This is a genomic window from Pseudomonas vranovensis (genome assembly GCF_040438935.1).
Classification (GTDB): Bacteria; Pseudomonadota; Gammaproteobacteria; order Pseudomonadales; family Pseudomonadaceae; genus Aquipseudomonas; species Aquipseudomonas vranovensis.
Genome location: NZ_CP159259.1, coordinates 149,248 through 175,188, shown reverse-complemented (window position 1 = coordinate 175,188; position 25,941 = coordinate 149,248). Strand labels below are relative to the sequence as shown.

Annotated in this window: 22 protein-coding genes; 14 read left to right on the top strand and 8 right to left on the bottom strand. The window is 61.9% G+C overall.

Translation table 11 applies throughout. From position 1 onward, the window contains the following. Nucleotides 1-20: 20 nt before the first annotated feature. Nucleotides 21-1,049, bottom strand: coding sequence for an amino acid ABC transporter substrate-binding protein (locus ABVN19_RS00850; RefSeq protein WP_028943253.1), 1,029 nt, complete (start codon nt 1,047-1,049; stop codon nt 21-23). Between the two features lie 335 nt (nt 1,050-1,384). On the opposite strand from ABVN19_RS00850, the gene ABVN19_RS00845 reads away from it, so the two are divergent. The 5 genes from ABVN19_RS00845 (at nt 1,385) to ABVN19_RS00825 (ending at nt 6,515) form a co-directional block, all read left to right on the top strand. Next, the gene (locus tag ABVN19_RS00845; protein WP_028943252.1) at nt 1,385-2,041 is read left to right on the top strand and encodes an alpha/beta fold hydrolase; all 657 of its coding nucleotides are present in this window, start codon (nt 1,385-1,387) and stop codon (nt 2,039-2,041) included. Between the two features lie 95 nt (nt 2,042-2,136). After that, a complete protein-coding gene (rhlB, locus tag ABVN19_RS00840; protein WP_105641911.1) occupies nt 2,137-3,570 on the top strand; it encodes an ATP-dependent RNA helicase RhlB in 1,434 nt (477 codons plus the stop codon). Between the two features lie 152 nt (nt 3,571-3,722). Then, on the top strand, nt 3,723-4,673 hold the full coding sequence (locus tag ABVN19_RS00835) for an ornithine cyclodeaminase family protein (protein WP_028943250.1): 951 nt from the start codon (nt 3,723-3,725) through the stop codon (nt 4,671-4,673). A 10-nt stretch (nt 4,674-4,683) separates the two neighbouring features. After that, nucleotides 4,684-5,814 carry an FAD-binding oxidoreductase gene (locus ABVN19_RS00830; protein ID WP_028943249.1) on the top strand — a complete coding sequence of 377 codons (1,131 nt, stop codon included), beginning with the start codon at nt 4,684-4,686 and terminating at the stop codon, nt 5,812-5,814. Between the two features lie 74 nt (nt 5,815-5,888). Further along, entirely contained in the window at nt 5,889-6,515 is a 627-nt protein-coding gene (locus ABVN19_RS00825) for a transcriptional regulator (RefSeq protein ID WP_028943248.1), read from the top strand. Between the two features lie 26 nt (nt 6,516-6,541). Here ABVN19_RS00825 and ABVN19_RS00820 read toward each other — a convergent pair whose 3' ends face one another. The 6 genes from ABVN19_RS00820 to ABVN19_RS00795 all read right to left on the bottom strand — a co-directional run bounded on the left by ABVN19_RS00820 (nt 6,542) and on the right by ABVN19_RS00795 (nt 11,626). Next, entirely contained in the window at nt 6,542-7,318 is a 777-nt protein-coding gene (locus tag ABVN19_RS00820) for an ABC transporter substrate-binding protein (RefSeq protein WP_028943247.1), read from the bottom strand. 188 nt (nt 7,319-7,506) lie between these two features. Next, entirely contained in the window at nt 7,507-7,953 is a 447-nt protein-coding gene (gene moaE, locus ABVN19_RS00815; protein ID WP_028943246.1) for a molybdopterin synthase catalytic subunit MoaE, read from the bottom strand. Nucleotide 7,954: 1 nt separating this feature from the next. Then, nucleotides 7,955-8,200 (bottom strand): molybdopterin converting factor subunit 1, encoded by a 246-nt coding sequence (moaD, locus tag ABVN19_RS00810; protein ID WP_028943245.1) that lies wholly within the window; start codon nt 8,198-8,200, stop codon nt 7,955-7,957. Next, nucleotides 8,197-8,673: a cyclic pyranopterin monophosphate synthase MoaC gene (moaC, locus tag ABVN19_RS00805; protein WP_028943244.1), complete on the bottom strand. Its 477-nt coding sequence runs from the start codon at nt 8,671-8,673 to the stop codon at nt 8,197-8,199. The genes moaD and moaC overlap by 4 nt, the downstream gene beginning before the upstream one ends. A gap of 97 nt (nt 8,674-8,770) precedes the next feature. Next, entirely contained in the window at nt 8,771-10,165 is a 1,395-nt protein-coding gene (locus tag ABVN19_RS00800) for a PhoH family protein (protein WP_028943243.1), read from the bottom strand. Between the two features lie 342 nt (nt 10,166-10,507). Further along, nucleotides 10,508-11,626 carry a polysaccharide deacetylase family protein gene (locus ABVN19_RS00795; RefSeq protein WP_105641910.1) on the bottom strand — a complete coding sequence of 373 codons (1,119 nt, stop codon included), beginning with the start codon at nt 11,624-11,626 and terminating at the stop codon, nt 10,508-10,510. A 133-nt stretch (nt 11,627-11,759) separates the two neighbouring features. Between ABVN19_RS00795 and yaaA the strand changes: the two genes are divergently transcribed. Beyond that, nucleotides 11,760-12,539 carry a peroxide stress protein YaaA gene (gene yaaA / locus ABVN19_RS00790; protein WP_028943241.1) on the top strand — a complete coding sequence of 260 codons (780 nt, stop codon included), beginning with the start codon at nt 11,760-11,762 and terminating at the stop codon, nt 12,537-12,539. A gap of 2 nt (nt 12,540-12,541) precedes the next feature. Here yaaA and ABVN19_RS00785 read toward each other — a convergent pair whose 3' ends face one another. After that, entirely contained in the window at nt 12,542-14,716 is a 2,175-nt protein-coding gene (locus tag ABVN19_RS00785; RefSeq protein ID WP_105641909.1) for a TonB-dependent siderophore receptor, read from the bottom strand. A 374-nt stretch (nt 14,717-15,090) separates the two neighbouring features. On the opposite strand from ABVN19_RS00785, the gene ABVN19_RS00780 reads away from it, so the two are divergent. The 8 genes from ABVN19_RS00780 (at nt 15,091) to ABVN19_RS00745 (ending at nt 25,934) form a co-directional block, all read left to right on the top strand. Next, nucleotides 15,091-15,783, top strand: a complete 693-nt coding sequence (locus tag ABVN19_RS00780) for a response regulator transcription factor (RefSeq protein WP_105641908.1) — start codon at nt 15,091-15,093, stop codon at nt 15,781-15,783. Further along, nucleotides 15,783-17,129, top strand: a complete 1,347-nt coding sequence (locus tag ABVN19_RS00775) for a sensor histidine kinase (protein ID WP_105641907.1) — start codon at nt 15,783-15,785, stop codon at nt 17,127-17,129. Before ABVN19_RS00780 ends, ABVN19_RS00775 begins: the two co-directional genes overlap by 1 nt. Nucleotides 17,130-17,210: 81 nt before the next feature. Next, nucleotides 17,211-18,101 (top strand): alpha/beta hydrolase, encoded by an 891-nt coding sequence (locus tag ABVN19_RS00770; RefSeq protein WP_036989674.1) that lies wholly within the window; start codon nt 17,211-17,213, stop codon nt 18,099-18,101. 754 nt (nt 18,102-18,855) lie between these two features. Further along, the gene (locus ABVN19_RS00765; protein ID WP_028943236.1) at nt 18,856-20,172 is read left to right on the top strand and encodes a UDP-glucose/GDP-mannose dehydrogenase family protein; all 1,317 of its coding nucleotides are present in this window, start codon (nt 18,856-18,858) and stop codon (nt 20,170-20,172) included. A 58-nt stretch (nt 20,173-20,230) separates the two neighbouring features. After that, nucleotides 20,231-21,721 (top strand): mannuronan synthase, encoded by a 1,491-nt coding sequence (alg8, locus tag ABVN19_RS00760; protein ID WP_177431056.1) that lies wholly within the window; start codon nt 20,231-20,233, stop codon nt 21,719-21,721. A gap of 37 nt (nt 21,722-21,758) precedes the next feature. After that, a complete protein-coding gene (locus ABVN19_RS00755) occupies nt 21,759-22,925 on the top strand; it encodes an alginate biosynthesis protein Alg44 (protein WP_105641906.1) in 1,167 nt (388 codons plus the stop codon). A 148-nt stretch (nt 22,926-23,073) separates the two neighbouring features. Beyond that, on the top strand, nt 23,074-24,456 hold the full coding sequence (gene algK / locus ABVN19_RS00750; RefSeq protein ID WP_105641905.1) for an alginate biosynthesis TPR repeat lipoprotein AlgK: 1,383 nt from the start codon (nt 23,074-23,076) through the stop codon (nt 24,454-24,456). Continuing rightward, nucleotides 24,453-25,934, top strand: a complete 1,482-nt coding sequence (locus ABVN19_RS00745) for an alginate export family protein (RefSeq protein ID WP_028943232.1) — start codon at nt 24,453-24,455, stop codon at nt 25,932-25,934. The genes algK and ABVN19_RS00745 overlap by 4 nt, the downstream gene beginning before the upstream one ends. Nucleotides 25,935-25,941 lie beyond the last annotated feature (7 nt).

Genomic DNA, 25,941 nt, shown 5'->3' with positions numbered 1-25,941 from the left:
TGCCGCCGCAGGGTGCAGCATCAGCGCACCGGTGGCGCGTACTGGATGCCGCCGTTGTTCCACAGGGCGTTCAGGCCGCGGTCGATCTGCAGCGGTGTTTCCTTGCCCAGGTTCTTCTCGAAGACTTCACCGTAGTTGCCGACTTGCTTGACGATCTGTACTACCCAGTCCTTCGGCAGTTTCAGGTCTTTGCCGTATTCGCCGTCGGCACCGAGCATGCGCGCGACGTCAGGGTTCTTGGTGGACTTGGCTTCGGCCTCGACGTTCTTGGAGGTGACACCCATTTCTTCGGCATTGAGCATGGCGAACAGGGTCCACTTGACGATGCTGAACCATTCTTCGTCGCCTTTGCGAACCACCGGGCCCAGCGGCTCCTTGGAAATGGTTTCCGGCAGCACCACGTAATCGGCCGGGGCAGCCAGCTTGGAGCGCTGTGCGTAGAGCTGCGACTTGTCGGAAGTCAGTACGTCGCAACGGCCGGACTCCAGCGACTTGGCGCTTTCATCGGAAGTGTCGAAGGTGATCGGGGTGTACTTCAGGCCGTTGGCGCGGAAGTAGTCGGAAACGTTGAGCTCGGTGGTAGTACCCGCCTGGATGCAGATGGTTGCACCGTCCAGTTCCTTGGCACTGGAAACACCCAGCTTCTTGTTGACCAGGAAACCGATGCCGTCGTAATAGGTAACACCGGCGAAGACCAGGCCCATGCCCGCGTCACGGGAGCTGGTCCAGGTGGTGTTGCGCGACAGCACATCGACCTCGCCGGACTGCAGCGCGGTGAAACGCTCCTTGGCATTGAGTTGGCTGAACTTGACCTTCTTGGCATCGCCGAAGACCGCTGCAGCCACCGCACGGCACACGTCTGCGTCGATACCGACGATATTGCCCTTGGCATCCGGAACCGAGAAGCCCGGCAAACCATCACTGACGCCACATTGCACAAATCCCTTCTTCTGTACTGCATCCAGGGTTGCACCCGCCTGTGCAAGACCGCTGATACCCAGTGCGGTAGCAGCGGTAACCACTGCCAGTGTGGATTTAAGCATCTTCATCAAAACCTCCAAATTGCTCTTGTTGTGTTGAGCCGGGATTGCACCGCACCCTTATGAGGCGCATCCGACCCGTGTTGGCTTGTTTTTGGGTCAATTGGCGCAATGCGCTGTTCTGTGACAGCCTTGGTAATCGCTAACGGGTGTTACCGTCCAAAACGTGTAACCTCGCATCAGGAACTTCATAGCAAAGCGCGTACCACACTGAGCGGCTAAAGCGTTTCAGTTCACGTCAATAGGAAAACTTGCAGCGTTGCGACAGGTTTTTTCCGGATTCACTCGACGCGCCTTCATTTCATGCACGCAAACAAGAGCGCGCGCACACTTTCGGAGCAGTCATGACCAACCCGCTGATTCTCGAACCCCAAAAAACCGCAGATGCCTGTGTGATCTGGTTGCACGGCCTGGGGGCCGATCGTTACGACTTCCTGCCGGTTGCCGAAGCCTTGCAGGACGTTTTGCTCAGTACCCGCTTCGTCATGCCCCAGGCCCCCACCCGGCCGGTGACCATCAATGGCGGCTACGAGATGCCCAGCTGGTATGACATCAAGGCCATGACCCCGGCGCGCGCCATCGACCAGGATCAACTGGAGGCTTCAGCCGACCAGGTCATCGCCCTGGTCAAGGCCGAACAGGCAAAAGGCATCGACCTGGCACGTATCGTCCTGGCCGGCTTCTCCCAGGGCGGCGCGGTGGTCCTGCACACTGCTTATATAAAGTGGCAAGAAGCCCTGGGGGGAGTGATTGCCCTGTCGACCTACGCACCGACCTTCGTCCAGGAGCGTGAACTGAGCGCCTGCCAGCAGCGCACGCCGGCCCTGTGCCTGCACGGTGTGCATGACCCCGTGGTACTGCCGGCCATGGGTCGCTCCGCCTATGAGCACCTGAAGCAGTGGGGGGTGAGCGCCAAATGGGCCGAGTACCCGATGGAGCACGAAGTGCTGCAGGAAGAAATCCGCGATATCGCTGTCTGGCTGGCCGAACGCCTGCGTTAAAAGAAGACTTCCTGTAGTTGTCTTCGCAATCCCCTACGCCGCGCCCGAATCTTGCATTACACTGGCCGGCGTACATTCCTTAACCAATTGATGAGATGACCGTGCTCAAAGCACTCAAGAAGATGTTCGGCAAGAGCGAGGTTGAGCAACTCGCCACCGAAACCGCTGCCCCCGTGGTGCAGCCGCCCGCAGCCCCCCAGGCCCCTGCCCCGGCTGCCCCGCTCAACGTCGAGGCCACAGTATCGGCACGCGCCGAGAAACCGGCCGAGCCAAAACCGCGCCACGAGCGCAAGCCAAAGCCTGCCGCCTCTACCTGGAAGCTCGAAGACTTCATGGTCGAGCCGCAGGAAGGCAAGACCCGCTTTCATGATTTCAAACTCTCCCCCGAGCTGATGCACGCTATCCATGACCTCGGTTTCCCCTACTGCACGCCGATCCAGGCGCAAGTGCTGGGCTATACCCTGCGTGGCAAAGATGCGATTGGCCGTGCCCAGACCGGCACCGGCAAGACGGCAGCCTTCCTGATTTCGATCATCACCCAGTTGCAGCAGACCCCGCCGCCCAAAGAGCGCTACATGGGCGAGCCGCGGGCACTGATCATCGCCCCGACCCGCGAACTGGTGGTACAGATCGCCAAGGACGCCGCCGCGCTGACCAAGTACACCGGCCTGAACGTGATGACCTTTGTCGGCGGCATGGACTTCGACAAGCAGCTCAAGGCCCTCGAAGCCCGTCACTGCGACATCCTGGTCGCCACCCCGGGCCGTTTGCTGGACTTCAACCAGCGCGGCGAAGCGCATCTGGACATGGTCGAGGTGCTGGTGCTGGACGAAGCCGACCGCATGCTCGACATGGGTTTCATCCCTCAGGTCCGGCAGATCATCCGCCAGACGCCCCCCAAGAGCGAACGCCAGACCCTGCTGTTCTCGGCCACCTTCACCGAAGACGTGATGAACCTGGCCAAGCAGTGGACCACCGACCCCGCCATCGTCGAGATCGAGCCGGAGAACGTGGCCAGCGAAACGGTCGAGCAACACGTCTATGCCGTGGCCGGTAGCGACAAGTACAAGTTGCTGTACAACCTGGTGACCGAAAACAAGTGGGAACGGGTCATGGTCTTCGCCAACCGCAAGGACGAAGTGCGGCGCATCGAGGAACGCCTGGTACGCGACGGCGTCAATGCCGCCCAGTTGTCGGGCGATGTACCACAGCACAAGCGCATCAAGACCCTCGAGAGCTTCCGCGAAGGCCGAATCACCGTGCTGGTGGCAACCGACGTTGCCGGTCGTGGTATTCACATCGACGGCATCAGCCATGTGATCAACTTCACCCTGCCGGAAGACCCGGACGACTACGTCCACCGTATCGGCCGTACCGGCCGCGCCGGCACCAGCGGTGTGTCGATCAGCTTTGCCGGTGAAGACGACTCCTACCAGTTGCCTGCCATCGAAGAGCTGCTGGGCCGCAAGATCAGCTGCGAGATGCCACCGACCGAGTTGCTCAAGCCGGTACAGCGCAAGCATCACTGATTTTCTGATCGTTAAAGGCATCGCGGGGCAAGCCCTCTCCAGCGGGTAGGAGCAGGCTTGCCCCGCGATGCTTTTCGCATTTTCAGACCAACGATATTGCCCAAATAAACAAAAAGTCCATAATGGACAAAATAGTTTATTTGGAGCATCGCATGTCCGCGCCACTCGTCATCGACAAACAGCACGCTCGCCAACTGCTTGCCCAGGTGGATGTCCCGCAGATCCTGCGCAACCTGTTCCGTGACCTCGCGGCCGGGCAAGCGGTGCAGCCGCCCCAGCAACTGGTGGAATTTCCCGGTGGCCAAGGCGACTTCATCAACTACGGTGGCGTACTTGCCAATGAGCGAGTCTACGGGGTCAAGACATCGCCCTATATCGTCCGCCAGCAAGGCGCCCTGGTCACCGCCTGGACCTTGCTGATGTCCATGGACAGCGGCCAGCCGCTGCTGCTGTGCGATGCCGGCGAATTGACCACCGCGCGTACTGCCGCTACCACTGCCGTGGCCGTCGACGCGCTGGCCTCCACCGATGCCCGCCGCCTGACCCTGATCGGCAGCGGCCCGATTGCCCGCGCGCATTTGCACTATGTCCGCGGCCTGCGCCAGTGGCAGGACATTCGCCTGTTTTCTCCCAGCCTGCCGCAGCAAAGCGCCGAGCAACGTCAGGCGCTGACTGAGCTCGACCCGCGCCTGCAACTGTGCGACAACCTCGAACAGGCCCTGGCGGATGCCGACGTGATTCTGCTCTGCACCTCATCGGCCTCGCCGGTGATCGACCCGCGTACCCTGAGCAAACCCGCACTGGTTACATCGATCAGCACCAACGCCGTGCGCGCCCACGAAGTACCGCCAGCTTGCCTGGGTGAGATGGATGTGTACTGCGACTACCGGGTAACCACGCCAGGCAGCGCAGGCGAGATGCGCATCGCCGCCGAACAGCACGGCTGGCACCCGGAGACAATTGTCGGCGACCTGGCCCAGGTGCTCAGCGAGCAAGCCCCGCGCCCCACCTATCAGCGCCATGCGTTCTTCCGCTCCATTGGCCTGGGTCTTGAAGACATCGCCCTGGCCAATGCGCTGTACCAGCTGCACCACGGCCGCTGAGGAGAGATTCATGCAACAGGCTGACTACATCATCATCGGCGCCGGTGTTGCCGGCGCCTCCACCGGATACTGGCTGGCGGCCCACGGCCGTGTGCTGCTGCTCGAACGCGAGTCACTGCCCGGCTACCACTCCACCGGCCGTTCCGCAGCGCTCTACACCGCAGCCTACGGCACGCCCCAGGTACGCGCCCTGACTTTGGCGAGCCGAGCGTTCTTCGACCACCCGCCAGCGGGCTTTGCCGAGCATCCCCTGCTGACCCCGCGTGGCGAGATGACCGTCGACTTCACCGGTGATCCCGAGGAACTGCAGCGCCAGTACCAGAGCGCCAAAGCCTGCGTACCGGAAGTCGAGTTACTGGATGCTGACCAGGCCTGCGCACTGCTGCCCGTGCTGCGCCGTGAAAAGGTCCACGGCGCCCTGCTTGATCCAAGCGCCAGCGACATCGATACCGACGCCCTGCACCAGGGTTACCTGCGTGGTATCCGCCGCCAGCAAGGTGAAGTCCACAGCAACTGCGACGTGCAGCAACTGAGCCGCGATGCCGACGGTGTCTGGCAGGTGCAGACCAGCCGCGGTACGTTCAGCGCCCCCGTGCTGATCAACGCCGCCGGAGCCTGGGCCGACCAGATCGGCGTGCTGGCCGGTGCGCGGCCGCTGGGCTTGCAACCAAAACGCCGCGCCGCCTTTATCTTTGCCGGGCCCGAAGGCATCGACAGCCATGCCTGGCCCATGCTGGTCAGTCTCGACGAATCGTTCTACATGAAACCCGATGCCGGCATGTTGCTTGGCTCCCCGGCCAACGCCGACCCGGTCGAACCCCATGATGTGCAAGCCGAAGAGCTGGACATCGCCATGGGCATCTACCAGATCGAAGAAGCCACCACCTTGAGCATTCGCCGGCCAACCCGCACCTGGGCCGGCTTGCGCAGCTTTGTTGCCGACGGTGACCTGATCGCCGGTTTCGACCCGCAGGTGCCTGGCCTGTTCTGGGTCGCGGCACAGGGTGGCTATGGTATCCAGACGTCACCAGCCATGGGCCAGGCCAGTGCCGCCCTGGTCCGCGGCCAGGCGCTGGACGATCACCTCAAGGGCTTTGGCCTGAACCCCGAGATGCTGTCGCCCCGCCGCCTGCAAGGGTGACGCGCCGCCGCGATTGCGGCACACTCCCAGCGCCCTGGTGACCGGGGCGCTGACACCGCCTGGAGCCTGCCTGAATGTCGACACCCCACCCCGACCCTGTCCTGGACAACTACCGGGCCATCGCCGATGCCATCGCCACCTTGTTCTTTCCCCACGCCGAGGTGGTGCTGCACGATCTGCGCAGCCAGAAGATCGACTACATCGCCAACAACCTGTCCAAGCGTGAGGTGGGTGACGATGCGGCGCTGGAGGACATGTTCGAGGCTGGCACCGATGAAACCAACATCGGTCCCTACGAAAAACTCAACTGGGACGGCCAGAAGATCCGCTCCCTGAGCACAGTGCTGCGCGACAGCAGCGGCAAGCCGCTGGCGGTGCTGTGCATCAACCTGAACATCACCTTGTTCGAAACCGCGAAGGCGGCGCTGGACCTGTTCCTATCGCCCAGCCGGTTGATCCCGCAACCTGATGCCCTGTTTCGCGATGACTGGCAGGAACGTATCAACACCTTCCTCAACAGCTGGCTGCGCCAGCGTCAGTTGAGCCTGAACCTGCTGACCCGCGACCACAAGCGCGAGCTGGTGCTGGCCCTGCACGCCGAAGGCGCGTTCAAGGGCAAGAGTGCGGCCAACTATGTGGCCAATGTGCTGGGGATGGGACGGGCGACGGTGTACAAACACCTGAAGGAACTCAAGGCCTGAATGGCTTCAGGCCCTGAGCAGGGCGATCAATCGCCGTAGATATCGGTCTTGAAGTACTTGGCCTGGATCTTCTGGTACTCGCCGCTGGCGCGAATACCATCGATGGCCTTGTTGAGTTGGCCGACCAGTTCGCTATTGCCCTTGCGCACGGCAATCCCGGCACCCTCGCCGACGTACTTCGGATCCTTGAGCTCGGGGCCTGTGAAGGCATAGTCGGCCCCACGCGGCATCGACAGGAAGTCATCCAGCGGAATGGTGTCGGCGAAAATTGCATCCACACGCCCGGACGCCAGGTCCATGTAGATCTCTTCGTTGTTGCTGTAGCGCTTGATGGTGATGCCCTTGGGCTCGAGCACTTCGGTAGCATAGCGATCGGTGGTGGTGGCGCGCTGCACGCCCACGGTCTTGCCCTTGAGGCTTGCATACTGATCATCGACCACGGCGCCCTTCTTCATGACCAGGCGCGAGGAGGTGAAGTAGTACTTATGGGTGAAATCCACCGACTTCTTGCGCTCATCGGTAATGGTCATCGACGACAGCGCGGCATCGATCTTCTTCACTTTGAGCGACGGAATCAGACCGTCGAACTCGACCTCGTTCCACACACACTTGACCTGCATCTGCGCGCACAGGGCATTGCCGATGTCGTAGTCGAAGCCGATGATCTCCCCCTTGTCGTTCTTCGAGGCGAACGGCGGGTAGGCGGCTTCGATGCCAATGCGCAAGGTTTTCTCGGCGGCGAACAGACTGCTGCTGGCCAACAGGCTCAAGGCCAGACCACTGATCAGGGTGAACTTGTTCATGAGGGTCTCTCTCGCTCGTTATTGGAGGTGTGTTGCAAGACAGAGGGAAGGAAGCAGGCACGGGTGAGCCTGGAATTATTTTGTACTTATAATTCCATACTGGACTTTTCTGTATGAAAACTCAAGTATCGCGGGGCAACCCCGCGTCTACTTGTAGGAACGGGCCTGCCCCGCGACAGCGATGTAGATCACCACCGCCCCGCAGCATCCTTGTCAGTCTGTTTGCCATCCACCCACCGCTCGCCTTGGCTGGTCTGCTCTTTCTTCCAGAACGGGGCACGGGTCTTGAGGTAATCCATGATGAAGTTGCAGGCGTCGAATGCCGCCTGGCGGTGAGCGCTGGCCACCCCGACAAACACAATCGGCTCACCCGGTTCCAGTGCGCCGATACGGTGCAGCACCTCGACCTTGAGCAACGGCCAGCGCTGCTCGGCCTCGACGACAATCTTGCCCAGTGCTTTCTCGGTCATTCCCGGATAATGCTCCAGGAACATGCCAGCCACCTCCAGGCCATCGTTGAAGTCGCGCACGTAGCCAATGAAGCTTGCCACCGCGCCAACTCCGACATTGGCCGCGTGCATGGCATTGACTTCAACACCTGGGTCGAATGCTGCGAGCTGAACCCTTACGCTCATCTCAACCCCCGGTCACAGGCGGAAAGAACGCCACTTCATCGCCGTCTTGCAGCGGCTCATCCAATTTGCACAAGTCCTGGTTGCGGGCACACATCAGGTTCTGTTCGGCGAGAAAAGCATGCGTGTCACCCTTGGCCAGCAGGGCCCGGCGTACGTCGTCCAGGGTTTTGAACTCACCCTGCAAGGCTTCACCATCACGCCCCAGTGCTTCACGAAAGCGAGCGAAATACACCACATTGATGTTCATTGCACGTCATCCGCCTGGTAGTGACCGCTCTTGCCGCCGAGCTTTTCCAGCACGCGAATGCCTTCGATGACCATGCCGCGATCCACCGCCTTGCACATGTCATAGATAGTCAGGGCCGCGACACTGGCGGCGGCCAGTGCTTCCATTTCCACCCCTGTCTGCCCGGCCAGTTTGCAGCGGGCAACGATGTGTACGGTGTCAGTGCCTTCAGCGCTGAGCTCGACCTTGACGCTGGTGAGCATCAGCGGGTGGCACAGCGGGATCAGGTCGCTGGTCTTTTTCGCCGCCTGGATACCGGCAATGCGCGCCACGGCAAAGACATCCCCCTTGGGGTGTTCGCCGTCAACGATCATCTGCAGGGTCTGCGGGAGCATGCGAACCCGCGCTTCAGCCACAGCCTCGCGCGCAGTCACGGCTTTTTCAGTGACGTCGACCATGTTGGCCCGACCTTGGGAATCTAGATGAGTCAGCACAACCTTCCTCCTGTTCAGGAGCAAAGAGTGTAAACCCAGGAGTCAGGTATTCGCAGCGAAAAAACACCGGGCGGTACGACCGCCCGGTGGCTGGAGGTTACAAGTGCGATTCGGCGTATTCGGCCAGGATCGAGCGTGGCACACCCTGCAGGGTGATATGCACGCCGTTGGGGAAGTCCTTGAAGCGTTCGGTCAGGTAAGTCAGGCCGGAGCTGGTGGCCGACAGGTAGGGAGTGTCGATCTGCGCCAGGTTACCCAGGCAGATCACCTTGGAACCGGCGCCTGCACGGGTGATGATGGTTTTCATCTGGTGCGGGGTCAGGTTCTGGCATTCATCGATCAGGATCAGGCTCTGCTGGAAACTGCGACCGCGGATGTAGTTCAGGGATTTGAACTGCAGCGGCACCCGCTCGAGGATGTAGTCGACACTGCCGTGGGTGTTCTCGTCGTCCATATGCAAGGCTTCGAGGTTGTCGGTGATTGCCCCCAGCCAAGGCTCCATTTTTTCCGCCTCGGTGCCCGGCAGAAAACCGATCTCCTGGTCCAGCCCCTGCACGCTGCGGGTCGCGATGATACGACGATAGCGCTTGCTGACCATGGTCTGCTCGATTGCAGCGGCCAGGGCCAGGATGGTCTTGCCGGAACCGGCGGCGCCGGTCAGGTTGACCAGGTGGATGTCCGGGTCGAGCAGCGCGAACAGCGCCAGGCTCTGGTGGATATCCCGCGGTTTCAGGCCCCAGGCTTCCTGGTGCAGCAAGGGTTCCTGATGCAAGTCGAGCAGCACCAGCTCGCCATCCTTGATGCCCTTGATCCAGCCCACGAAGCCTTGCTCGTCAATGATGAACTCGTTGATATGCACAGCCGGCAGGTTGTCGATCATCTGCACCCGATGCCAGGTGCGGCCGCGGTCCTGGCGGGTCTCGACCTTGCTGACCCGGTCCCAGAAAGAGCCGGTCACACTGTGATACCCCTTGGACAGCAACGAAACGTCGTCAACCAGCTGGTCGGTACTGTAGTCCTCGGCCGCGATCCCACAGGCGCGGGCCTTCAGGCGCATGTTGATGTCTTTGGTCACCAGTACCACGTCGCGATCCGTGCGCCGACTGCGCAGTTCCAGCAACTGGTTGATGATGATGTTGTCGTTGAGGTTTTCCGGCAGCAGGCGGTTGGGCTCGTTGCGCGGGCTCATCAGAATCGACAGGAACCCCTTGGGACCGCTCTTGCCACGCTGGATCGGCACACCCTGCTCGACATCGGCAGGCGAGGCATCGCCCAGGGTCTGGTCGATCAGGCGGATGGCCTGGCGACATTCGGCGGCGATGGTGTGTTTTCCGGTCTTGAGTTTGTCGAGCTCCTCCAGCACCGTCATCGGTATGGCGACGTGGTGCTCCTCGAAGTTGAGTAATGCGTTTGGATCGTGGATCAGTACATTGGTATCGAGCACATAAAGGATTGGCTGGTTGGAGGAAGTGGTGCGTCCTTGATCATCCATACTCGGTCACCTTTGTGGGGGCCAGACGACGCAATACCCATGCGGTGCTGCGCCGTGAAGTGGCCGCCGTTACCTCCCACTGCCGCGTCGTTACGGCGGGGAAGCTGCCCTCACACTACTGGTGCCCAATGACGCCACCTGTGATGCAGGGTTCGGCGGTCTGACTCCTTGATACCGCAAAACCCATGACCGGAAAAAGCATTTTTACGTATTTTTGAAGTTTATTTTTCGTGATGACACTTAGCCCTTGGCGCACGGTCAAAGCACCGCTAAAGTCATAAATCCAGCCCAGTGAAATGCAGGTGGCATTTCATTGCTGAGCGTTGCCCTTCCCGCCTGTTGTCAGCTTTTCCCGGCAAACTGCCGACAGTCTTCCCAACCGATCCCGCTCTGCGATGTCTGCCCGAGCAGCCAGGCCACCGCCTCCTGCGCCTTGGACTGGGCGTCATGGAACTGAATCATGCCGCGACGCCAGAGCAGCATCAGGGTCAATACCCGTTGCGCCGACTGCTCGGCACTGAGCGCGCCCTGGTCCTGGGCATCGATATTCCACAGCACCACCTGCAACCCCTGGCCCTGGAAAAACCCCTGGCTGTCGGCGCGTCGCTGGCCGTAGGGCGGCCTGAACAGTGGCACATACTGATCGGGCAGGTCCGCCTGAACCCGCGCCTGGCTGCGCATCACCGAACCTTGCCAGTCTTGCCACTGCCCGTGTGAACGGTACTGCCAGCCCTGGATGCCTACACACTGGCCCTTGTAGAGCGCACGCAGGTCCGCGAGCGAGGTCTTGTCGCGACGCGTCTGCAAGCTGTTGCCGAGTACAAAGAAGGTCGCACCCAGCTTCTGCCGGCGCAGGTAATCCGCCAGTGCAGCCGTGCCCGCACCCGGGCCAGCATCGAAGGTCAGCATGAACAGCCGATCATTGAGCTCATTGCCATCGCGCTCAAGGTCCGAGAAACGCTCCACTTCGCTGGCGGTCTGTGGAAAAAGCGCGGCCTTGCGCAGCAGCTCGTTCAGGTATCGCTCATGGAACGACCGACTCAGAGCGGTCCAGCCGGCATAGAACGAATCAGCGGCCACTTCGAACGTCGCCGCTTGCCGGCGCAGTTCGGCCACGCCGTCGATCACATAACAGAACGAGGCATCCTGCTCGCAGCTTTGCTGGGCCAGGTCATAGTTGCGCCACAACTGCTGCCACAAGCGCTGGCGTACCTTGTCGATGGACGCCAGGTTGACCTGCTTGAGCCCAAGTCGTGCTGCCAGGGCCGGTTCATCCAGTGCTTCGCTGGCGTGCAAGGCCTGCGCAAATGCAAGAATCTCGGCCCGCGAGGCCACATCGAACAAGGTCGGGCTGTCGAGCTGCTCCGGCCAGTGGCTACGGTCGAAGGTTGCCAATGGCAAGGGCGCGGCCTGGGCGCCGAAACTCAGCAGTCCGGTCAGTAACAGCAGGGCAATGCGCACGATCTAGGTCTCCGGTTTCCTCGCCGCGCACTATAACGTCAAGCGTCGGGATGGTCTGTGGCTATTGACGTCATAGCTGGAGATCACAGCCCCCGCCCCGTAGAATCGCCTCACGATTCAAGGAGCCCAACCGATGCTGACGGTGATATCCCCCGCCAAGACCCTCGACTACGACACCCCGCCGGTAACCCAGCGCTACACCCAGCCGCAGTACCTGGACGATTCCCAGGAACTGATCGTGCAACTGCGCGAACTGTCGCCGGTGCAGATCAGCGAGCTGATGCACCTTTCCGACAAGCTCGCCGGCCTCAACGCCGCCCGCTTCGGCAGCTGGACCCCGGCCTTCACCCCGGATAACGCCAAGCAGGCGCTGCTTGCATTCAAGGGCGATGTGTACACCGGGCTCGACGCCCAGAGCCTGAGCGAGGACGACTTCAGCTATGCCCAGGACCACCTGCGCATGCTCTCGGGTCTTTACGGCCTGCTGCGTCCGCTGGACCTGATGCAACCCTATCGCCTGGAAATGGGCACCAAGCTGGCCAACGCCCGCGGCAAGGACCTGTACGCCTTCTGGGGCACGCGCATCAGCGAATGGTTGAACCAGGCCCTGGCCGACCAGGGTGACGACCTGTTGCTCAACCTGGCCAGCAACGAGTACTTCAGCGCGGTCAAGCGCAGTGCCCTCAAGGCACGGATCATCAACACCGAATTCCGCGACTTCAAGAACGGCCAGTACAAGATCATCAGCTTCTACGCCAAGAAGGCCCGCGGCATGATGAGCCGCTTCGTGATCCAGGAGCGCATCAACGATCCCGAGCAGCTCAAGCAGTTCGACGTTCAGGGCTACTACTACAGCGCCGATCAATCGAAGCCGGACAACCTGGTGTTCCTGCGCGATCATCCGGACGCGTAACGCTAGAAGTCGTACCGCGCGCCCACCATCATGCTGCGCGAAGGCCCATAGAAGTTGAACGTCGAGATCGAACCTACCCGCGACAAGTAGTCCCGGTCGAACAGGTTGTTGACGTTGAGAGTGGCCGTCAGCTTCGAGGTGACCGGGTACGACACCATCGCATCCACGGTGGCGTAGCCCGGGGCATCGATACGCACCCCGCCGTTCTCGGAGTAGAAGTGGCTCATCGCCGAGATGCCGCCACCGACGGCCAGCCCGGACAGCGGGCCTTGGCTGAGGGTGTACTTGCTCCACAGCGAGGCCTGGTTGCGCGGCATCACGAAGAAATTGGTTTCGTCATCACCGTCCAGGGTTTCGGTTTCCATCCAGGTGTAGCCCGCCAGCAACTCCCAGTTTTGCGTCAACTTGCCGCTGACTTCCACTTCGGCGCCCTTGACGCGCGTCTTGCCGGAAGCGACGGAGAAGCCGGTGTCGACGCCGTCGACATCGAACTCGGTGGAGGCGCGGTTCTTGTCGGTCAGGCGGAATACCGAGAAGCGCGTGTTGAGGTCGCCCCCCAGGTAACTGCTCTTGAGGCCGAACTCATACTGATCGCCTTCACGCGGCTTGAGCACCCGGCCACTGCTGTCGACGTCCGACTGCGGCTTATAGACCTGTGAGTAGCTGGCGTACAACGCATGGCTCTCGGTCAGGTCGTAGACCAGGCCACCATACGGCGTAAAGCGCCCATCCACACGCTTGTCGTCGTTGTTAGTCGCCCCTGTGCTCAAGGTCGTGGTGTAGAAGTCACCGCGATACCAACTGAAGCGGCCACCGGCGATCAGCGCCAAGCGTTCGACCGGGCGGAAGGTGACCTTGGAGTACAAGCCGTATTCTTCCTCTTGCATGCCGGTCTCGGTGCTGTAGTTCGGCGACGGTTTGGCGAACTGCTTCGGCGAGTAGGTGTTGACGTTGATTGCACCCAGGTTGGTAGTGCCATTCAAGTATTCGGTGTCGTAGTTCTTGTAGTCGGTGCCCACCACGAACTCGCTGACCTGGCCCAAGGCTTCGAACGGCTGGCTGTAACTGGCGTCCAGCGAGTAGGTGTCCTGGGTGAAGTCCCGGGCGCTGGCGCGTTCGGAGTTGGACCCGTTGACGGCATTGGTCGCGGTGAAGGCATACAGGTATTCGGTGTCGCGGTGCGAGCCACGGGCGGCGACACGGCCATAACCACCGTTATCGAAACGGTGGGTCAATTCGGCAACCAGGTCGGTGGTCTTGCCGTCGAAGTAGTTCCAGTCGGCACCAAGGAACCTGGAATGGCTGAAGTCGGGCACCTCGCCGGACAGTGATGCCGGGTAGCCGTTGTGCGGGGTAATGTCCTTCACTTCGTGGATCAGGCCGAACGACAACAGGGTCGCGTCGTCCAGGTCGATATCCAGCGCGCCGTAATAGGTATTACTGGTGTTGGCGTTGTAGTCGACTTCACCCTTGGTGTCGTCACGCGAAGCGACAAAACGCCCGCGCACTCGGCCAGCATCATCCAGCGGCCCGCCCAGGTCGATTTCTTCGTGATTGGTGTCCCATGTGCCATAGCCGGCTTCAACGTGACCCTGGAATTGAGCGATCGGGCGCTTGCGCACCATATTGACGATACCGCCCAGTTCGCTGGTGCTGCTGAACAACCCGGCCGGGCCACGCATGATCTCGACACGATCGAAGGCAGCCAGCGAGGGCACGGTGCCAAAGATGCTGGCCATCGGCGCCGGCAGGCCGTCGATATTGAATTCGCTGTACTCGTAGCCGCGGGAATAGATCGACGAACGACCACTGTCGTTGGTCAGGGTACGCAGGCCAGCGGTGTATTTGGCCAGGTCATCCAGGTGCACGAACTGGCGGTCTTTGACGTAGTCCTGGGTGTAGACAGTGATCGATTGCGGGATGTCCTTGAGCGGCGCGGGGGTCTTGGTGCCCACGGTGGCCGCCTCGACGCTGTAGCCCCCGGTGTCTTGCGAAGGCAGCATGTCGTACAGGCGGTTGCCTTCGATGGTCAATGTCGGCAACTCGACCGAGCTTTGTGCAGCAGCCTGGGTCGCCACTGTTTCAGCCAGTGCCGAAAACGAAAACGGCGCCAACATCCCCAGCACCAGCCATCCCCGAGCCCGAAGCGGGCTCCCCACACCTTTAAAACCGCTCATGACACACCCTTCAGTTGGATTTGCAGTGGACACAGAAACACGTGGTTCGCCCGCCACCGTGACGAGTGGCTCAAGCCACCTTCTTGCGGGCAGCCACCCCCCGCGTCACGGCCGATGCCTGACGATTGGCGAGGGATAAGGACTGGACAGGGCTGACGGCCGCCACTTAAATGACAGTCAATCGCAAACGAAACCAATTGCTTTTTGCGAACGATACCGGAGGGCAACGAGGGGTGCAGCAGGATTAACCTTCTTAACACACCTGCGGCCGCTAACCGGCCATGAGCAGGCAAGACTCAGCACAGGACGATTGCCCTCACCCGGCTCGCAATGGGATGATCACAACTGATATAAATTCTCATTCAAGACCAACCATGCCCACCTCGCTCCTCCTCGCCGAAGATGACCCACGCCTGCTCGAGGACCTGCAGCAGCACTTCCTCAACCGCAGCTTCCTGGTTCACGCCTGTGCCACCGGCACCCAGGCCCTGCATGCGGTGCAGCACCACCGCTTCGACCTGGTGTTGCTGGACATCATGCTTCCCGGCATCGACGGCCTCAGCCTGCTCGATGAAATACGCCGCCAGCAGGCCGTACCGGTGATGCTGATGTCGGCGCTGGGGGCCGAGCAGGATCGCATCAGTGGTTTCACCCGCGGCGCGGACGATTACCTGCCCAAGCCCTTCAGCCTGCCCGAACTGGACGCACGGGTCGATGCACTGTTGCGGCGTGTGGCCTTCGACCGCGCTACCTCCCAGCAAACCGAAGCCGGCGAGGTGATCCTTGACCAGAGCCTTCAGGACATCCATCACAACGGCAAGGCGGCCGGCCTTACCGCCTCTGAATTTCGCTTGCTGGCCACACTCAACGCCCATCCCGGCGAAGCGTTGAGCAAGGCATTCCTCTACCAGACCGTGCTGCATCGAGCCTATACCCGCCTGGACCGCGGCCTTGATGTCCATGTGTGCAACCTGCGCCGCAAGCTGGCCGATATCGGTGCCCAGCACATGCAAATCCAGGCCGTGCGCGGTCAGGGATACATCCTGGTCGACCAGGAACAACCTTGATGCGCCGCCATCCCTTGCTGTGGAAACTGGCGGCACTGCAGGTCAGCTTCTGCCTGCTGCTGACCTGGCTGATCTGGACCTGGGGCTTGTCGGTGGAGCGCAGCACCTACTTCCTGTCCCAGGCCGACCAGGACTATCTCGCTCGCTATGCGCAGCAAGCTGAACACGCCTGGCAGCAAGGGGGCGCGCAAGGCGCAGAGGCCTTTCGCAGAAAACTGCAAGACGCCGAGAACACCTGGGTAGCCTTGGTCGGCCCGCATCTACAGAGCCTTGGCACTACGCCGCTGAATGCCGAGGAGGCCAGCCGCCTGGCCTTCATGCGCAAAATCGCCTGGCCGATGAGCCGACGCCTGCAGGATCAACTGCCCTACGTCAGCATCGAGTTCCCGCAACATCCCGAGGACGGCCGCCTGGTGTTGCAACTCCCCGAGCGCCTGTTGCCGACGGGCCTGACGCCCTGGACCCACGTCATCACCCACGGCATCGCACCCACGTTGCTTGCACTGCTGCTGGGCCTGGCCATCTACCGGCATCTGGTCGTACCCCTCAACCGCCTGCGCGACCGCGCCGACGCCTTGTGCGCAGACGACCTGGGCAACCCCGGCCTCCCCCTGCAAGAGCGGCGCGACGAGCTGGGTGAACTGGCGCAGGCCTTTGAACACATGGCCGGGCGCCTTCGTCAAAGCCTTGAACAACAACGCCTGCTGCTGCGCACGCTGTCTCACGAGCTGCGCACGCCCCTGGCACGGCTACGGATCGCCCATGACAGCGACTTGCCGCCTGCCCAGATGCGTGAGCGCCTGGAGCGCGAAGTGAACGACATGCAGAAGCTGCTCGAGGACACGCTGGACCTTGCCTGGATGGACACCGAGCAGCCACAACTACCCACCGAACCGGTCTTGATGGTTTCAGTGTGGGAAGCCTTGTCCCAGGACATCTGCTTCGAAAGCGGCTGGGACCGCACCCGCTTGCCCTGCTCGCTTGGTATCGACTGCCTGGTGCAGGTCCATCTGGACAGCCTGGCCCAGGCGCTGGAAAACCTCATGCGCAATGCCATCCGTCATTCGCCCGCCGAAGGCTTGGTCCGCCTTGATGGCTGGCGTGAGGGCGATTGCTGGCACCTGCGCCTGAGCGATCAGGGCCCAGGCGTACCTCAAGCTGACCTCGAACGCATCTTCAAGCCCTACCAGCGCCTGGCCGACAGTGGCGCAGGCTTCGGCCTGGGGCTGGCCATCGCCCGCCGCGCGATCGAACTGCAAGGCGGTCGCCTGTGGGCCAGCAACGGGCATCCCGGCCTGTGCCTGCATATCGTGCTGCCTAGCGGCAAGGCGTGTTTAGAAAGTTAAGGCGCTTTACGCGCAGCCGGCACCCACTATCATCTTGGCCCTCCCGCATTGCGCGCCGTGCAAGCCCTGATGAGACACCTGATGAGCAAGATGACCCTGTCCCTGGCGTTGACACTTGCCCTTGCGGCGCCTGTTGCCCTGGCCCAGCCAGCCCCCGAACAGCAGATGGACACCTCGCTGCTGCAGCGCCAGGATCTGGCCTACCGCTTCAGCCACATCGATCTGGATTCTGCAGACGGCCAGCGTCATTACCGGCTGTGGATCGGCAAGCCCGATCGCCAGGCGCCTGCTGCAGGCTACCCGGTGCTGTGGATGCTCGACGGCAATGCCGCCCTGGGCGCCTTGAACAGCGAGCAATTGAAGTCACTGGCGGCAGGTCAGGCGCCGCTGCTGGTAGCGGTAGGCTACCAGACCGAGCTGCGCATCGAGCGAGCAGGACGTACCTTTGACTACACCCCGCAAGTGCCCGGCCAGGCGCACCAGCGTGATCCCCTGAGCGGGCAGCCCAGCGGGGGCGTCGATGCGTTTTTCGACCTGCTCGCTCAACGCATGCGGCCCATGGTGGCCGGCGTGGCCCCGATCGATCTCCAGCGCCAGACCCTGTGGGGGCACTCCTATGGGGGCCTGGCGGTGCTGCATGCGCTGTTCACCCGGCCTGGCGAGTTCAGCGACTATGCGGCGGCCAGCCCATCGTTGTGGTGGCATGACGGCGCGATCATTCGCGAGGCGCAGGGGTTGCAGCAACGCTTGGGCGACAGCCGCCCGCGACTGTTGCTGATGCGCGGGAGTGAAGAACCGTCCAGCCCCCGCGCGCCGGTCAACGGCGATGTAGAGCGGCCGGCGCGGGAGCTGGTGGCGGATCTGGCCAAGGTGCAGGGGTTGCAGGTTGGCTTTGAGCGGTTCGAGGGATTGGGGCATGGGCCGATGTTGCCGGCCTCGCTGAAAAGAGTGATTGAAGGCATGTCCCACTGAACGGTGTATTGGCTCGCCCCCTCCTGTGGGAGCGGGCTTGCCCCGGCCTAAATAGCGCCGTGAATTTGGCGTCAATTTTCTATTTCCCTGCTTTTATCGCAAAACGCCATAAGACCGTTCGTAATTTTTTGACGAATTTCAAAAAATAATTTTCGATGCTGGCACAAAAACATCCCTCCCCACGTTCGCCCTTTATATACAGGGACGAAACTCCTGCGTGCCATCACATTGAAAGTAGTGGCACTTTAAAAATTATTTAAAAATCTTTCACCGCCATTGAACCGCGCTCGGAACTTATCCCCTCAGCCATCGCTCATACCACCCGTAACGATTCTCGAGCGTCATGTGAGAGATGACCTACAGCACGATTGGAGTGGCACTATGCTTGTGCAACCCCATAACATTGAGTTGAATCCCGACAACTGACCTTCAGTTGAAGCCAGGAGACACGCGCCCCAGAAAAGCGTCCCAGTGGTTGATTTCAAAAGGTTTATTCCAATTGAAAGAGCAAGCACTGCAGTGTCGGACAACCGACCTGCAATAAAGACGGCTGCATTTAAGGGCACGCCCATAATTATTGGCCATTGGCTGCCAACTTTGAGTGCATATAACTTTGCACTCCACATTTATATGCCTGCGCACGGTGAAGTGACTGCTTATTGCCACAACTCCGTTCGCCTGAAAACTGCTGGTTAATCAACCCGGTCTGGCTCTGCTAGTTGAGCCGGCATGATAAACACATGAGGTGATAGCGATGCGTATCAGCATCTTTGGTTTGGGTTATGTAGGTGCAGTCTGTGCTGGCTGCCTGTCCGCACGGGGTCATGAAGTGATTGGCGTGGATGTGTCCAAGACCAAGATCGACCTGATCAACCAGGGCAAATCGCCAATTGTCGAACCCGGGCTTGAAACACTGTTGCAACAGGGCATCGGCAACGGCCGCCTGCGTGGCACCACCGACTTTGCGGCAGCGATCCGCGACAGCGACCTGTCGATGATCTGCGTCGGTACGCCGAGCAAGAAGAACGGTGACCTGGGCCTGGAATACATCGAGTCGGTGTGCCGCGAGATCGGTTACGTGCTGCGCGAAAAAGCCAGCCGCCACACCATCGTGGTACGCAGCACCGTGCTGCCGGGTACCGTGAAGAACGTGGTGATTCCGATCCTCGAAGCGTGCTCGGGGAAAAAGGCCGGCGTCGATTTCGGCGTGGCGGTAAACCCCGAGTTCCTGCGTGAAAGTACCGCAATCAAAGACTACGACCAGCCGCCGATGACCGTGATCGGTGAACTGGACCGCGCCAGCGGCGATGTCCTGCAATCGCTCTACGAAGAACTCGATGCCCCGATCATCCGCAAGGACATCGAAGTGGCCGAGATGATCAAGTACACCTGCAACGTCTGGCACGCCACCAAGGTCACCTTCGCCAACGAGATCGGCAACATCGCCAAGGCGGTGGGCGTCGATGGCCGCGAAGTGATGGACGTGGTCTGCCAGGACAAGGCCCTGAACCTGTCGCAGTACTACATGCGCCCAGGTTTCGCCTTCGGCGGCTCCTGCCTGCCCAAGGACGTGCGTGCCCTCACCTACCGCGCCGGCAGCCTGGATGTGAAGGCACCGCTGCTCAACTCGCTGATGGCCAGCAACGAATCGCAGGTGCAGAACGCCTTCGACATCATCGAAAGCCATGACAAGCGCCGGGTCGCCCTGCTCGGCCTGAGCTTCAAGGCCGGCACCGACGACCTGCGCGAAAGCCCGCTGGTAGAACTGGCCGAGCGCCTGATCGGCAAGGGCTACGAGCTGAACATCTACGACAACAACGTCGAGTACGCCCGTGTCCACGGCGCGAACAAAGACTACATCGAGTCGAAGATCCCCCACGTCTCGTCCCTGCTCAACGCCGACTTCGACCAGGTGATCAAGCACGCCGACGTGATCGTGCTGGGCAACCGCGACGAGAAGTTCCGCGCCCTCGCCCAACAGGCACCGGAAGGCAAGCAGGTCATCGACCTGGTCGGCTTCATGAGCAAGGCCACCTCCCCGCTCAGCCGCACCGAAGGTATCTGCTGGTAACCCGGCAGGCGCGGGGCCTTCGGGCCCTGCGCACCCCCTATTTCCCCACTGGATACGGATGCAGAACATGCTAAGGCTCAAGCACGGCCTGCTACAGGTCGCCGGTTGGTTGTTCTACGTGAGCCTGCTCATGTTGATCGCCCTGGCCTTGCCCAACTCCATTTTCGACCCCGAATCGAAGGACTTCATCTTCCTTATCGGTGCCGTTGGTATCTGGCGCTATTCCATGGGTGCCACGCACTTTGTGCGCGGCATGCTGTTCCTCTACGTGGTCTACCCGATGCTGCGCCGCAAGGTGCGCAAGCTGGGCAGCGCCGCCGATCCATCGCATGTCTACCTGATGGTCACCAGCTTTCGCATCGACGCGCTGACCACCGCCCAGGTCTACAGCTCGGTCATCCGCGAAGCCATCGACTGCGGCTACCCGACCACCGTGGTCTGCTCGCTGGTGGAAATGTCCGATGAGCTGTTGGTGAAAAGCCTCTGGGAAAAATTCAATCCGCCAGACCGCGTCACCCTGGATTTCGTGCGCATCGCCGGGACCGGCAAGCGTGACGGCCTGGCCTATGGCTTTCGCGCCATCTCGCGTCACCTGCCAGACGAAAACGCCGTGGTGGCAGTCATCGACGGCGACACCGTGCTCGGTGAAGGCGTGGTACGCAAGACCGTGCCCTGGTTCAAGCTGTTCGGCAATGTCGGCGGCCTGACCACCAACGAATTCTGCGAAGTGCGTGGCGGCTACATCATGAGCGAGTGGCACAAGCTGCGCTTCGCCCAGCGCCACATCAACATGTGCTCCATGGCCCTGTCCAAGCGCGTGCTGACCATGACCGGTCGGATGTCGGTGTTCCGCGCTGCCGTGGTCACCAACCCCGAGTTCATCGCCGACGTCGAGAACGACTCGCTGCAGCACTGGCGCCTGGGCCGCTTCAAGTTCCTGACCGGTGACGACAAGTCGAGCTGGTTCAGTCTCATGCGCCTGGGCTACGACACCTTCTACGTGCCGGATGCGGCGATCAACACCGTCGAGCACCCGCCCGAGAAGAGTTTCATCAAGGCCAGCCGCAAGCTGATGTATCGCTGGTACGGCAACAACCTGCGCCAGAACTCACGGGCCCTGGGCCTGGGGATCCGTCGCCTGGGCCTGTTCACCAGCGTGGTGCTGTTCGACCAGCGCGTGTCGATGTGGACCAGCCTGCTGGGCCTGACGGTCGCGGTGATCGCCAGCCTCAAGTTCGGCCCCGCGTTCCTGCTGGTGTACCTGCTGTGGATCGGCATCACCCGTCTGATCCTGACGATCATGCTGCTGTGCTCGGGCCACACCATCGGCCCGGCTTACCCGCTGATTCTTTATTACAACCAGATCGTCGGCGCGATCATGAAGATCTACGTGTTCTTCCGCCTCGACAAGCAGTCCTGGACCCGCCAGCCCACTGCCCTCAAACGCGACCTCGCCAGCTTTCAACAATGGTTCAACACCTGGTCTTCCCGGACCATGACCTTCTCGGCGGCCAGCATCTTCATTGCTGTGCTGTTCATGGTCGTGTGAGCCGGAACCCGATTGGATTAAACAGGAACAAATCGCCATGAATACCGCCGTGAACGTCAATGTCGTGCATGAGTCCGAAGCCCAGCGCCAGCACGCCCGGGTGCGCATCCCGGCCAAGTTGCGTTACCTGGGGGCCAGCCGGGAAACCCTGGAAGTGAAGGTCGACGACCTGTCTGCCGGGGGCCTGAGTTTCCACGCCAAGCACCCGCTCAAAGTCGGTGACGTAATGCGTGGCCGCCTGCAGTTCACGGTCGACAAACTGGGCCTGGCCATGGATATCGAGTTCCAGGTGCGCTCCTTCGACCCCACCAGCGGTCGCACCGGCGTGCAGTTCCAGAACCTTGAGCCACGCGACATCGCCACCCTGCGCCACCTGATCACCTCGCACCTGTCGGGTGAGCTGATCACCATGGGTGACGTGCTCAGCACCCTGCAGCGCGACAACTTCACCAAGGCGCGCAAGCAGAAAGACGCCAACGGCGGCATGAGCGCCTTCGGCCGCCTGCGTGCCGTGACCTTCAGCCTCGGCGTATTCGTGGTCGGTGTGGCCGCCTTCGGCTTCATCGCAAAATCGGTATACGGCCTGTACTTCGTCAGCCACGCCCAGGCCGGTGTGGTCAGCGTGCCGACCACCAACGTCACCATGCCCCGCGACGGCACCGTGCAAAGCCTGGTCAAAAGCGGCGGCATGGCGGTCAAGGGCGCGCCACTGGCCTCGTTCAGCACCAGCATGCTGGACATGCTCAAGGGTCACCTGGACGACCAGCAGCTTGAGCCGGCAAAGGTCGAAGAACTGTTCGGCAAGCAACTGAGCGGTACCCTGACCAGCCCCTGCGATTGCGTGGTCGCCCGCCAACTGGTGGACGATGGCCAGTACGCCAGCAAAGGCCAGGTGATCTTCCAACTAATCCCGCGCACCACCACCGCGATGGTCGACGCACGCTTCACCTACCGCCAGTTCGACGACGTCAAGCCCGGTGCCCGCGTGCACTTCACCGTGGCCGGCGACGACGAGCGCCGCAGCGGTCAGATCGTCAGCAGCACCAGCCTGAACAGCGAAGATCTGTCGTCGGACATCCGCGTGCAGATCAAGCCCGACGAAGCCCTGCCCAGCGAACTGGCTGGCCGCCCGGTCGCGGTCGACAGCAACCGTGGCCCGTCGCTGGACTGGCTGATCGACAAAGCCGTTGCCCGTGGGCTCTAAGGGAGGCATGGCCATGAATCTCAGCCCTACCCCTGTACGAGCGGGCTTGCCCCGCGAAGAGGCCGATAGTGTTATCGCGGGACATGCCCGCTCCCACAAAGCACTCTGCCCCCCCACCAAACCCTGGCTTGCCAGCGATACGCTTAAAATGTGTGGCCTGGCCCTGGCCGTAACCCTGGCCGGTTGCGCCGGCCTGCCCGACCAACGCCTGGCCAACGAAGCACTCAAGCGTGGCGACACCGCCCTGGCCGAGCAGAACTATCGTCAGCTGGCCGACCTCGGCTACAGCGAAGCCCAGGTGGGCCTGGCCGATATCCAGGTAGAAACCCGAGATCCCGCCAAGCTCAAGGAAGCCGAAGCCACCTACCGCGCCGCCGCCGACATTTCGCCCCGTGCCCAGGCACGCCTGGGCCGGCTGCTCGCCGCCAAGCCAGACGCCACTGAAGCCGAGCGCCAGGAGGCCGAGACCCTGCTCAAGAAAGCCTTTGCCAATGGCGAGGGCAATACCTTGATCCCGCTGGCGATGCTCTACCTGCAATACCCGCAGAGCTTCCCGAGTACCAATGCCCAGCAGCAGATCGACCAATGGCGCGCCGCCGGCTACCCGGAAGCGGGCCTGGCCCAGGTGCTGCTGTACCGCACCCAGAACACCTACGACCAGCACCTGGCGGACGTGGAGCGGATCTGCAAGGCAGCCCTGACCACCACCGACATCTGCTACGTGGAACTGGCCACCGTCTACCAGAAGCGCGGCCAGGCCGATCAGCAGGCAGCGCTGATCGAACAAGTAAAAGGCGCCTACCAGCGCGGCGTTATCCCAGCCACCCGGGTCGACAGCGTTGCCCGGGTACTGGCCGATCGTACCCTGGGCCAGACCGACGAGAAAACCGCCCAGGCCTTGCTTGAACAAGTGGCCCCCGTAAACCCGGCCTCCTGGGTCAGCCTGGCGCAGTTGATCTACGACTTCCCGGAGCTGGGCGACACCGACAAGCTGATGGAATACATCGACAAGGGCCGCGCCGCCGAGCAACCGCGTGCCGAACTGCTGCTGGGCCGCCTCTACTACGAAGGCAAGACCGTACCGGCCGATGCACAAAAGGCCGAGACCCACCTGCAAAGCGCCGCCGACGCCGGTGAAGTCAGCGCCCATTACTACCTGGGCCAACTGTACCGCCGTGGCTACCTGGGTCAGGTCGCCCCGCAAAAAGCCGTCGACCACTTGCTCACGGCCGCCCGTGGCGGCCAGCTCAGCGCCGACTATGCCCTGGCCCAACTGTTCAGCGAAGGCCACGGCATCCGTCAGGACCTGGTCAATGCCTGGGTCTTCAGCCAGCTGGCGCAAGCCAACCCGAGCGAACAATCACAGGCGCTGGCCGCCCAGCTCGACCAGCAACTCACCCCACCGCAGAAGGCACAGGCCGAGCGCCTGTTGCAGCAAGAGCGCCAGGCCCGTGGCGCCATCGGCCAGGGCGTCGGCGCCCTGGCCCTGCAGGCCGTGCGTGAAACCGAACAAGGCGAGGACTCCCTATGACACTCAACCCGTGGATGAAAGCTGGCGTAGGCCTGGGCTTCGCCCTGCTCTGGTCGTGCCCGACCCTGGCGGCCATGACCGCTGAAAAGAACTTTGGCCTGGACGTGAAAATCACCGGCCAGTCCGAAGACGACCGCGACCTGGGCACCCGCTCCGGCGGTGACGTCAACGGTGTGGGCCTGGACCTGCGCCCCTGGGTATACGGCGAGCGCGGTAACTGGAGCGCCTTCGCCATGGGCCAGGCGGTAGCGGCCACCGACATCATCGAGACCGACACCCTGCGCCAGTCCGGCGATGAAGCCGAAACCGAATCCAACCGCGCCGATGGCCGCGAAGCCGACAAGAGTTACCTGGCCATGCGCGAATTCTGGGTCGGCTACAGCGGCCTGACCGCCTACCCCGGCGAACAACTGCGCTTTGGTCGCCAGCGCCTGCGCAACGAAGACGGCATGTGGCGCGACACCAACATCGAAGCACTGAACTGGACCTTCGACACCACCCTGCTGCGCGCCAACCTGGGCGTGGCCGAGCGCTTCAGCGAGTACCGCACCGACCTCACCGAACTGGCCCCCGAAGACAAGGACCGCCTGCACGTCTACGGCGACATCGCCACCCAGTGGACGCCCGGTCACTGGGTCGGCCTGCGCGCCCACCACACCCATGACGACGGCAACCTGAAGAACCCCGGCGAGACCGTCGACGAACTGGACAAGACCCGCACCGGCGACCTCACCTGGCTGGGCCTTGAGGCCAACAGCGATGCCTACAACTGGCGCAACCAGAACCGCGTCAATTACTGGGGCAGCATGACCTGGCTGACCGGTGACCGCGACAGCCTCAACACCACCACCGTCAACGGCGAGCAGGTTGCCAGCGGCAAGCAGAGCGGCGACGTCAACGCCTGGGCCACTGACCTCGGTATTCGCCTGCGCCTCGACCCCAACTGGCAGGTCGGCGCCGCCTACGCCCGCGGCAGTGGCGGTGGTGGCAGCGACGGTTCGAGCAACTACGAGCAAACCGGCCTGGAGAGCAATCGCTCCAACTACACCGGTACCCGCTCGCGCGTACACCGCTTCGGCGAGGCCTTCCGTGGCGAACTGGGCAACCTGCAGGCGGCCACCCTATTCACTTCCTGGCAGCTGCGCGACGACTACGACGCCAGCCTGATCTACCACAAGTTCTGGCGTGTGGACGGCGACCAGAACATCGGCAGCAGCGGCATCAACGCCGTGGTCGAGGACAACGGCATCAACCGTCCGTTGATCCAGGGCGAAAAAGACCTGGGCCAGGAAGTCGACCTGGTGGTCACCAAGTACTTCAAGCAGGGCCTGCTCCCCGCCGCCCTCAGCCAGTCGATCGACGAGCCGTCGGCGCTGGTGCGTTTTCGTGGCGGCGTGTTCAAGCCGGGTGACGCCTATGGCAAGGAAGCGGACTCCTACATGCACCGCGCCTTTGTCGACGTGATCTGGCGCTTCTGATGCCTGG

What these genes read in the sequence shown, in the direction of transcription:
- ABVN19_RS00850 (WP_028943253.1), bottom strand. Translation starts at nt 1,049, where the DNA reads ATGAAGATGCTTAAATCCACACTGGCAGTGGTTACCGCTGCTACCGCA.
- ABVN19_RS00845 (WP_028943252.1), top strand. Translation starts at nt 1,385, where the DNA reads ATGACCAACCCGCTGATTCTCGAACCCCAAAAAACCGCAGATGCCTGT.
- rhlB (WP_105641911.1), top strand. Translation starts at nt 2,137, where the DNA reads ATGACCGTGCTCAAAGCACTCAAGAAGATGTTCGGCAAGAGCGAGGTT.
- ABVN19_RS00835 (WP_028943250.1), top strand. Translation starts at nt 3,723, where the DNA reads ATGTCCGCGCCACTCGTCATCGACAAACAGCACGCTCGCCAACTGCTT.
- ABVN19_RS00830 (WP_028943249.1), top strand. Translation starts at nt 4,684, where the DNA reads ATGCAACAGGCTGACTACATCATCATCGGCGCCGGTGTTGCCGGCGCC.
- ABVN19_RS00825 (WP_028943248.1), top strand. Translation starts at nt 5,889, where the DNA reads ATGTCGACACCCCACCCCGACCCTGTCCTGGACAACTACCGGGCCATC.
- ABVN19_RS00820 (WP_028943247.1), bottom strand. Translation starts at nt 7,318, where the DNA reads ATGAACAAGTTCACCCTGATCAGTGGTCTGGCCTTGAGCCTGTTGGCC.
- moaE (WP_028943246.1), bottom strand. Translation starts at nt 7,953, where the DNA reads ATGAGCGTAAGGGTTCAGCTCGCAGCATTCGACCCAGGTGTTGAAGTC.
- moaD (WP_028943245.1), bottom strand. Translation starts at nt 8,200, where the DNA reads ATGAACATCAATGTGGTGTATTTCGCTCGCTTTCGTGAAGCACTGGGG.
- ABVN19_RS00800 (WP_028943243.1), bottom strand. Translation starts at nt 10,165, where the DNA reads ATGGATGATCAAGGACGCACCACTTCCTCCAACCAGCCAATCCTTTAT.
- yaaA (WP_028943241.1), top strand. Translation starts at nt 11,760, where the DNA reads ATGCTGACGGTGATATCCCCCGCCAAGACCCTCGACTACGACACCCCG.
- ABVN19_RS00785 (WP_105641909.1), bottom strand. Translation starts at nt 14,716, where the DNA reads ATGAGCGGTTTTAAAGGTGTGGGGAGCCCGCTTCGGGCTCGGGGATGG.
- ABVN19_RS00780 (WP_105641908.1), top strand. Translation starts at nt 15,091, where the DNA reads ATGCCCACCTCGCTCCTCCTCGCCGAAGATGACCCACGCCTGCTCGAG.
- ABVN19_RS00775 (WP_105641907.1), top strand. Translation starts at nt 15,783, where the DNA reads ATGCGCCGCCATCCCTTGCTGTGGAAACTGGCGGCACTGCAGGTCAGC.
- ABVN19_RS00770 (WP_036989674.1), top strand. Translation starts at nt 17,211, where the DNA reads ATGAGCAAGATGACCCTGTCCCTGGCGTTGACACTTGCCCTTGCGGCG.
- ABVN19_RS00765 (WP_028943236.1), top strand. Translation starts at nt 18,856, where the DNA reads ATGCGTATCAGCATCTTTGGTTTGGGTTATGTAGGTGCAGTCTGTGCT.
- alg8 (WP_177431056.1), top strand. Translation starts at nt 20,231, where the DNA reads ATGCAGAACATGCTAAGGCTCAAGCACGGCCTGCTACAGGTCGCCGGT.
- ABVN19_RS00755 (WP_105641906.1), top strand. Translation starts at nt 21,759, where the DNA reads ATGAATACCGCCGTGAACGTCAATGTCGTGCATGAGTCCGAAGCCCAG.
- algK (WP_105641905.1), top strand. Translation starts at nt 23,074, where the DNA reads ATGTGTGGCCTGGCCCTGGCCGTAACCCTGGCCGGTTGCGCCGGCCTG.
- ABVN19_RS00745 (WP_028943232.1), top strand. Translation starts at nt 24,453, where the DNA reads ATGACACTCAACCCGTGGATGAAAGCTGGCGTAGGCCTGGGCTTCGCC.